6 protein-coding genes are annotated in these 7,918 nt (G+C 73.3%); 3 read left to right on the forward strand and 3 right to left on the reverse strand.

Going from position 1 to position 7,918, the window contains the following annotated elements; genetic code table 11:
• Window positions 1-265: 265 nt before the first annotated feature.
• Entirely contained in the window at window positions 266-1,126 is an 861-nt protein-coding gene (locus D7Y21_RS38825; RefSeq protein WP_120565127.1) for a hypothetical protein, read from the reverse strand.
• A gap of 353 nt (window positions 1,127-1,479) precedes the next feature.
• Between D7Y21_RS38825 and D7Y21_RS38835 the strand changes: the two genes are divergently transcribed.
• Both D7Y21_RS38835 and D7Y21_RS38840 read left to right on the forward strand, forming a co-directional pair.
• A complete protein-coding gene (locus D7Y21_RS38835; protein WP_158627416.1) occupies window positions 1,480-2,160 on the forward strand; it encodes a hypothetical protein in 681 nt (226 codons plus the stop codon).
• A 21-nt stretch (window positions 2,161-2,181) separates the two neighbouring features.
• Window positions 2,182-2,679: a hypothetical protein gene (locus D7Y21_RS38840; protein ID WP_121718396.1), complete on the forward strand. Its 498-nt coding sequence runs from the start codon at window positions 2,182-2,184 to the stop codon at window positions 2,677-2,679.
• A gap of 18 nt (window positions 2,680-2,697) precedes the next feature.
• Here D7Y21_RS38840 and D7Y21_RS38845 read toward each other — a convergent pair whose 3' ends face one another.
• Window positions 2,698-3,987 (reverse strand): universal stress protein, encoded by a 1,290-nt coding sequence (locus D7Y21_RS38845; protein ID WP_158619337.1) that lies wholly within the window; start codon window positions 3,985-3,987, stop codon window positions 2,698-2,700.
• 347 nt (window positions 3,988-4,334) lie between these two features.
• Here D7Y21_RS38845 and D7Y21_RS38850 point away from each other — a divergent pair, with 347 nt between their 5' ends.
• Window positions 4,335-6,800, forward strand: coding sequence for a cation-translocating P-type ATPase (locus D7Y21_RS38850; RefSeq protein ID WP_121718398.1), 2,466 nt, complete (start codon window positions 4,335-4,337; stop codon window positions 6,798-6,800).
• Between the two features lie 21 nt (window positions 6,801-6,821).
• Here D7Y21_RS38850 and D7Y21_RS38855 read toward each other — a convergent pair whose 3' ends face one another.
• Complete coding sequence (locus tag D7Y21_RS38855; protein WP_121718399.1) at window positions 6,822-7,838, reverse strand: 2-hydroxyacid dehydrogenase; 1,017 nt, start codon at window positions 7,836-7,838, stop codon at window positions 6,822-6,824.
• Window positions 7,839-7,918: the final 80 nt, after the last annotated feature.

Raw genomic sequence — 7,918 nt, forward strand, 5'->3', positions numbered from 1 at the left:
GGCCTGGGGGCGGGAGGCGGCGGTGGCGGAGGCTTTGGGGCCGGCGGCTGCTGCGGGAGCGTGCGCGGAAGGCCGTTGTTACGAGGTCCGTCGATCGCCATCGTATGTCTCCGAAGACTGCTCTGCCCTCGGTGGGTCCAATACTGGCGCCCTGGAACCGCGGCGTCCCCCGCCACCGGGTGCAATCCTTTTCCCTATTATCGCATCAACCCGCGACGGGTTGCCTGTGGACCCGGACGGACCGGAATTATAGGTAGGCATTGGCCTACACTGTGCGGGTGGCGCGCAGACGGGGCGGGGTGAAGGACAGCTCACGGACCTGGAGCCGGGAGGTGGTGAAGCCGTCGAAGCGCTTGGGTGCGTCCGGCGTGCCGGCGCGGACGGCGACGTGGGACTCCACGTCCATCTCCAGGCGGACGGGCCACAGCCGGTCCAGGGAGAGCAGGCAGCCGCCGTGGCCCTTCGCCTCGGTGTGCATGGAGGCTTCGCCTTTGACTCCCGGAGGCGGGCGGAGCGAGGCGGGGACGGGCTGGGGCGTGCGCGGCGTCTCCATCTGGAGGCGTAAGCCCACGGACTGGCCCTCCAGGCTGCGCAGCTCCACGCGTGTGTTCGCGCCGGTGAGGGCGCCGCTTCCCGCGCCCTTCTCCTCCCAGCGGGCCCCGACGCCCACGGGTTCGGCGGGCAGGAAGGTGCCCAGGTCCTTGAGCAGTCCGGCCATCTGCTGCATCTGGCCTCGCACGGGCGCGGCGAGGTCCGCGGGCAGCTTCCACTCGAAGCCGCTGGAGCGGCCGTTGGGGGCCACCTGGCCTTCGCCCTTCAGGCCGGGCAGGGGAGCCAGCTGCGCGCGGGCCGCCTCCACGGTGCGCACGGGCGTGCGCGCGGCGACGAGCAGGTCCACCTCCTCCAGCGTGAAGCGGTAGCGCGCGCTGCCATCCGGGAGCACGCGCAAGACCTCCACGGCCATCACCATTTGCACCCCCGGCATCGCGGGGCCGGGCTTGCTGCGGCCCGCGTCGCGAAGCGTGGTGGTGGTCTCCGACCGCATGCCGATGCGCTGCACCCCGCCGAACAGGGGGCGCAGCAGGAGGGGCTTCTGGGGGGCCTGACCGCGATGCAGGACGTGCATGGACCGCGACTCTAGCCCCGCCGCGCCGCTTGTGAATCCGGGCGCGGTCCGGGGCCGCGGCGGTGGACGCTGGGCACGGGGAGGGGACCGCCGGTGTCTGCGATTGCGCCCGGGCCACTGTGCCCGTCGTGAAACACCGGGACTGTGTTGCCTTTGGATAGAGGAGATTCCAGGCAAGGTCAGACAGTCCTGTCTCAGCCCGCGAGGGTGTTTTTTCCCAGGCCGCGAGAACGTACGCCCGAGGGGTAAAACACGTCGCGGAGACGGAATTGATTGTTTATAGACGTGCCGCCCAGGCCCGTCTGGAGGCAGCACTGAAGCACTCGCACCATAAGATCCTTCCAACTCACTCGGTGTATTGGTTCCTGGCGGGCCTGGCTTTGCTCTACGTGGAGGCGGCGGCGCTCCTGGATCCCCTGGGCGTGCCCCTGCTTCCGCACCAGATGGTCCAGGACGTGCTCCGGAGCGGGTTCGGCTTCTACCTGCTCCTCCTGGGCATCCCCTGCTGCATCTGGGTCCTGGGCTGGCGGGCCCGCGACGTCTTCGCGTGGCTGATGGCGCCGCCCACCCTGACGGTGGATGACGAGGGCCTGCGCGCGGCCGGCATGCGGATCCGCTGGCGGGACGTGCGGGAGATCAGCGAACAGCACGCGAACGACCGCCTCATCCTGCGCCACACGGGCGGAACGCTGCGGCTGCGGCTGGACCTGTGGAGCGACCCGGATGTCCTGCACGAGGCGGTGCTGGAGCAGGTCGTGTCGCGCCTGTTGGAGCGCGTGAACCACCAGGTCTCCGCGGGGAAGCCGGTGCGCTTCGGGCCGCTCGTCCTGGGCGAGGCGGGGCTCATCCACCGGGGAAAGCTCTGGCGCTGGGACGACATCGAGAGCATCCGCCTCCAGGACGAGGTGGACCAGGGCTACGCGTCCCGCGACCTGGTCATCGTCGCCCAGGGCAGGACCCGGAAGTTCGACGAAGCGAAGGTCATCAACGCGCCAGTCCTGCTGGCCTATCTGTCAGGCCGGCTGGCCGGCTGACGCACCCACGGACATCCCGACATGGAAATCTACCGCTCCCCCCAGTCCAAGAAGCAGGCGGAAAAGCCGCGCGCCATCTACTACTCGAAGGGCAAGCTCATCGCGGGCGTGGTCATCTGGATTGTGGCCACGGGCCTCTTCGGCGTGCTCACCGTGCGGGCGCTCCCGGTGAGCAACATCTGGATCGCCGTCGCGTTGATCACCCTGGCCTCGGCCTGGATGCTGTTCAACTGCGTGCGGGGGCTGGGGAAGCTGGACAAACCCGTGCTGCTCATCGGCCGGGACGGCATCCGCTTCCCGGATGGCGTGCTCATCGCCTGGGGGGACATGGCGGAGAACGTCTACCTCGACCAGTCCTACATGGGCCTGCCGGTCATCAAGATGGTGCAGATCAAGACCACGCTGGCGAAGCCCCGCGTCAAGAAGATGCGGGTCTCCGCGCTCGCCATGGACAGCGACGAGTACATGGCGCTCTGCGACAGCTACAGCCAGGGCGGCGGGGTTCCCGCCGCGCGCTGACGGAAGCCCGTACGCGCTTCAGCGCAGTGGGGGGCGCAGCACGAGCACGGGCCGGCGGCTCAGGCCGAGCACCTTGCGCGCCACCGACCCGAGCAGGGCTTCCCTCACGCCTCCGTGGCCGCGCGAGCCCAGGCAGAGCAGCTCCGCGTCCATCCGCTCCGCGGCCTGCACGAGCGCGAGCGCCACGTCCTCGCCGTGGAGGACCTCCAGCCGCGTGGTGACCTCCCGGGCCTCCAGTCCCCTCGGCACGCGCTCCAGCAGGCGCTGCTTCAGGTCGCGGTGGAGCTCCGCGCCGGCGCGCTCGGGAATCACCGTCACCAGGTGCACCTCCGCGCCCGCGGGCGCCAGCGCGAAGGCGAAGGGGATGGTCTCGTCCGCGAGCGGCGACAGGTCCGTGGCCACCAGCAGCCGCCGCACCTGGGGCAGCGGCACCTCGCCCCGGGAGGCCGCGGGGCTCACCGGCACCACGGCCGCCGACATGGGCGCGAGCCGCAGGGCGTGGTGCGCCACCGAGGCCAGGTTGCCCAGGGCGTTGTGCGGGTGCGTGCCCACCACGAGCAGGTCCACCTCCTGCTCCCGGGCCAGGTCCACCAGGTGGTCCGCGGCGCGGCCCACCGCCATGCGCAGGTGCACGCGCGGCGCGACGCCCTGGCCCGTTTCCGCCAGCGCCGCCACCTCGCGGTGGAGCACCGCCTCGATGCGGGGCGCCACCTCATCCAGGTTCATGGGGGTGGGCAGTCCCAGGCGCCGGCACTGCTCGAAGGCGTAATAGACATGCCCCGCCAGCAGCTCGAGGGGGCCATCCGCGCCCAGCTCCTCCAGCCAGCGCCGGGCGGCCTCGCTGCCCCGTGAGCGGTCCACCCCGAACATCACCCGCAGGGGCCGCGCACCCGTGAGCCAGGCCTCGAAGGGGGCGGCGTCACGCACCCGCAGGAGCGGCACGGCGCAGTTGCTCGCGATGCGCTCCAGGCTGACGCCCGAACCCAGGGCGGCGGGTTCCTCGCGGGGCGTGCCCACCACCAGCAGCCGCGCCTCTTTCGCGTCGCAGAAGACGGCCAGGGCCCGCGAGGAGCCGCTCTCCAGCAGGGAGGACTCCACCCGCGCCCCCAGCGGCTCCAGCCGCCGGGTCTCCTCGCGCAGCAGCGCCCGCAGGCCTTCGCGCACGGGCTCGGCCGCGACCCGGAGCTGATCCGGGTGGACCTGGTGGACGAGCCAGAGCGGCAGACCCCGGCGGGCGGCGATTCGCGCGGCCACCTCCGCGGCCTGACGGGAACCTTCGGAGAGGTCGGTTGCGCAGAGGATGGCCATGGCTGGGCTCCGGACGGGGGGAAGGCGCCGCACCGGGGCGTTCCGGTGGGTGGGCTCGCGCTGGGAGCGCGCCCCGCTGTGGCTTCCAGGCCTCTTCAGGATGCGTGCCGTCCCCGCCCCACCTGCGTCCCCGGCCCGGCCCGCGCAAGGGTTGCGGCGCCTGGAGGCGCGGGCGCAAAAGCTGCGCGTCCCGGGGGCCCCGGCCCGCGTCCACCTTCGCGGCATGGGCTTCGCAACCCGGCGGGGCATCCCCTGGCGCAGGAGCGACCCGAGATGAGCCTCCCTGGTTGGCTGGACCCCGAGCGTGGCCACCGCGTGGCGCGCCTTGGCGAGCGGGCGGTGTCGCGATGAGCGCGGCGAATACCGGGGCGGCGGTGGCGGTGGCGCCGGAGCCGCGCTGGGGCCTGACCCAGCGGGAGGCCGAGGCGCGCCTGGTCCGGCACGGGCCCAACACCCTGACGCGCGAGCAGCCCCGCTCCGCGTGGCTCTTCCTGGGCCGCCAGTTCCGCTCCGGCATGGTGTGGCTGCTGCTGGGCGCGTGCGGCGTGGCGGCGCTCCTGGGCGAGGGCGCGGACGCGGTGGCCATCGCCACCATCGTGGTGCTCAACGCGCTGGTGGGCTTCCTCCAGGAGTACCGCGCGGACCGCGCCGTGCTGGCCCTGCGCGCGCTCACCGCTCCCAGCGCGCGGGTGCTGCGCGACGGCGTGAGCGCCGTGATTCCGGCGTCCCAGGTGGTGCCGGGGGACGCGCTGGTGCTGGAGGCGGGGGACGTGGTGGCGGCGGACGCGCGGCTGCTCTCGGCGCATGCGCTGCTCACGCTGGAGGCGGCGCTCACCGGGGAGAGCACGCCGGTGGACAAGCAGGTGGGCGCGCTGCCGGACTCCACCCCGCTGGCGGAGCGCAAGGACCGCGTCTTCATGGGGACCTCCGTGGCGGCGGGCACGGCGGTGGCGGAGGTGACGGCCACCGGTATGGACACGGAGCTGGGCCGCATCGCGCACCTGGTGCGCACGGCGCAGGAGCCCCAGACGCCGCTGCAACAGCGCCTGGAGGGCGTCACCCGCATGCTGCTGGTGCTGTGCGTGGCCGTGGGCGCGCTGGTGGCGGGCCTGGGGCTGGCGCGAGGGCAGGCGGGGGTGGAGCTGTTGCTCGCGGCGGTGGCGCTCGCGGTCGCGGCGGTGCCGGAGGGCCTGCCCACGGTGGTGACGCTCGCGCTCGCCGTGGGTGTGCAGCGCATGGTGAAGGGGCACGTGCTCGTGCGGCGGATGCAGGCGGTGGAGGCGCTGGGGGCCGCCACGGTCATCTGCACGGACAAGACGGGCACGCTCACCCAGGGAATCATGGAGGTGCGCGAGCTGTGGCCCCCGGAGTCCGCGCAGCGCGTGCTGGAGGTGGCGGCGGCGTGCTGCGACGCGGAGCTGGGGCAGGGGCAGGGGCCCGGCGCGGGGGACCCCACGGAGCTGGCGCTGCTCGCGGCGGCGCGGGCCAGGGGCGTGGAGCGTTCCGACGTGGAGCGCGAGCGCCCCCGGGTGTCGGAGCAGCCCTTTGATTCGGACCGGCGGCGCATGAGCGTCCTGCGTTCGGACGGCGTGCTCTCCGTGAAGGGCGCGCTGGAGGCGCTCCTCCCGCTGTGCCGGCAGGTGCCTCCGGGCGTGGCGGAGGCCCTGGCCTCGCTGGCGGGGCGCGCCCTGCGCGTGCTGGCCGTGGCGGAGGGGCGGGGCCCTGACGAGCGGGACCTCACGCTGGTGGGGCTGGTGGGGCTCGCGGATCCGCCCCGGCCCGAAGCGGTGGAGGCCGTGCGCGCGGCGCGCGAGGCCGGGGTGCGCACGGTGATGATCACCGGCGACCACCCCGCCACGGCCCTGGCCATCGCGAAGGAGCTGGGCCTCCTGCGTGAGGGTGAATCACCCGAGGGCATCGTGCACGCGCGGGCGACCGCGGAGCAGAAGCTCCACATCGTGCGCGGGTGGAAGGCGCGCGGAGAGGTCGTCGCCATGACGGGAGATGGCGTGAACGACGCGCCCGCGCTGCGCGAGGCGCACATCGGCATCGCCATGGGCCGCACCGGCGCGGAGGTCACCCGCGAGGCGTCCGACCTCATCCTCACGGACGACAACTTCGCGAGCATCGTTGCGGCCGTGCGCGAGGGGCGCGGCATCTACGAGAACATCCGCAAGACGCTCGTCTACCTGCTGGCGGGCAACGCCGGCGAGCTGGTGCTGATGCTCGGCGCGTCGCTGCTGGGGCTGCCCCTGCCGCTCCTGCCCCTGCACCTGCTCTGGGTGAACCTCGTCACCGACGGACTGCCGGCCCTGGCGCTGGTCATGGACCCCGCCCCTCCGGACGTCATGCGGCGGCCGCCGCGGCGGCCGGAGGAGCCCATGCTGGGCCGGCGGGAGTGGACGGCGGTGCTGGCCACGGGCCTGCTGGACGCAGCTGTCTCGCTGGGCACCTTCCTCTGGAGCCTCCAGCACCTGCCGGTGGAGGAGGCGCGCACCCTGACCTTCACCGTGCTGGTGTGCTGCCAGGTGCTGCGGTCCTTCGCCGCGCGCAGCGTGGGGTTGCTCCACTGGGAGGTGGGCGCCTTCGACAACCGGCCGCTGCTCGCGGTGGCGGCCCTCACCCTGGCGCTGCAGGTCGCCCTTCCGGAGGTGCCCGCGCTCGCCGCGTTCTTCTCGCTGGTGCCGCTGGATGCCACGCACCTCGCGCTCGCCCTGGGGCTGGGGTTCATCCCGGTGAGCGTGCTGGAGCTGCGCAAGCTGCTGCTGCGCGGGATGGCGCGGGCCCGTGCGCGCGCCCCCCTCGGCGGTTGACGCGGCGGCCGGGCCGGGCCTTCAGCGCGGGAGCACCTGCTCCGCCCGGACCTCCGTCGCCTCCAGGGGCTCGCCCCGCTCGAAGCGGCGGATGCTTTCGAGCGTGGTGCGGGCGATGGCGCCCAGGGCTTCCCGGGTGAGGAAGCCCTGGTGCGCGGTGATGAGCACGTTGGGGAAGGTGAGCAGCCGCGCGAGCACGTCGTCCTGGAGCACCTGTCCGGAGAGGTCCTGGAAGAAGACGCCTTCCTCCTCCTCGTACACGTCCAGCCCGGCGGCCCCCAGGTGGCCTGACTTGAGCGCCGCCAGCAGGGCCTGGCTGTCGATGAGCGCCCCTCGGCCGGTGTTGATGAGCATCGCTCCGGGCTTCATCCGCGCGAGCGCCGCCGCGTCGATGAGGTGGCGCGTGCCGGGCGTGAGGGGCAGGTGCAGCGAGAGGATGTCCGCCCGGGCCAGGGCCCCCGGGAGCGCCACGGGCTCCAGGTTCAGCCGCCGCGCGTCCTCTTCCTTCAGCTGGGGATCCACCGCGAGCAGCCGGCAGCCGAAGCCGTGGAAGATGCGGGCGGTGGCGCGGCCGATGCGCCCCAGCCCCACCAGTGCCACCGTCTTGCCGTGCAGGTCGAACCCCACCAGCCCGTCCAGCGAGAAGTTCCACTCGCGCACCCGTGCGTAGGCGCGGTGCACCTTGCGGTTGAGCGCGAGCACGAGCGCCGCGGTGTGCTCGGCCACGGCCTCGGGTGAGTACTCGGGGACGCGCACGACGGTCATCCCCAGCCGGGCGGCCTCCGCCAGGTCCACGTGGTTGAAGCCCGCCGAGCGCAGCGCCACCAGCCGCGTGCCCCCTTGCGCCAGCGCCTGGAGGCAGGGGCCGTCCAGCCGGTCATTCACGAAGGAGCACACCCCGGGGAAGCCCGCCGCCAGTCCCACCGTCTGCGGCGTCAGGCGGGGCTCGAACCAGGTGAGCTCATGGCCGAACGCGGCGTTGGCCTCCTCGAAGGCGGTGCGGTCGAAGCGGTGGGTGTCGAAGAAGGCGATGCGCATGGGCGTGTCCCCTGGTGGCGCGCGAAGGCGGCCGTGAACTCCTCGCCAGACTCTGCATCCGCCATGCGCGGCGGGGACAC

Source organism: Corallococcus sp. AB045, from assembly GCF_003668895.1.
GTDB lineage: Bacteria > Myxococcota > Myxococcia > Myxococcales > Myxococcaceae > Corallococcus > Corallococcus coralloides.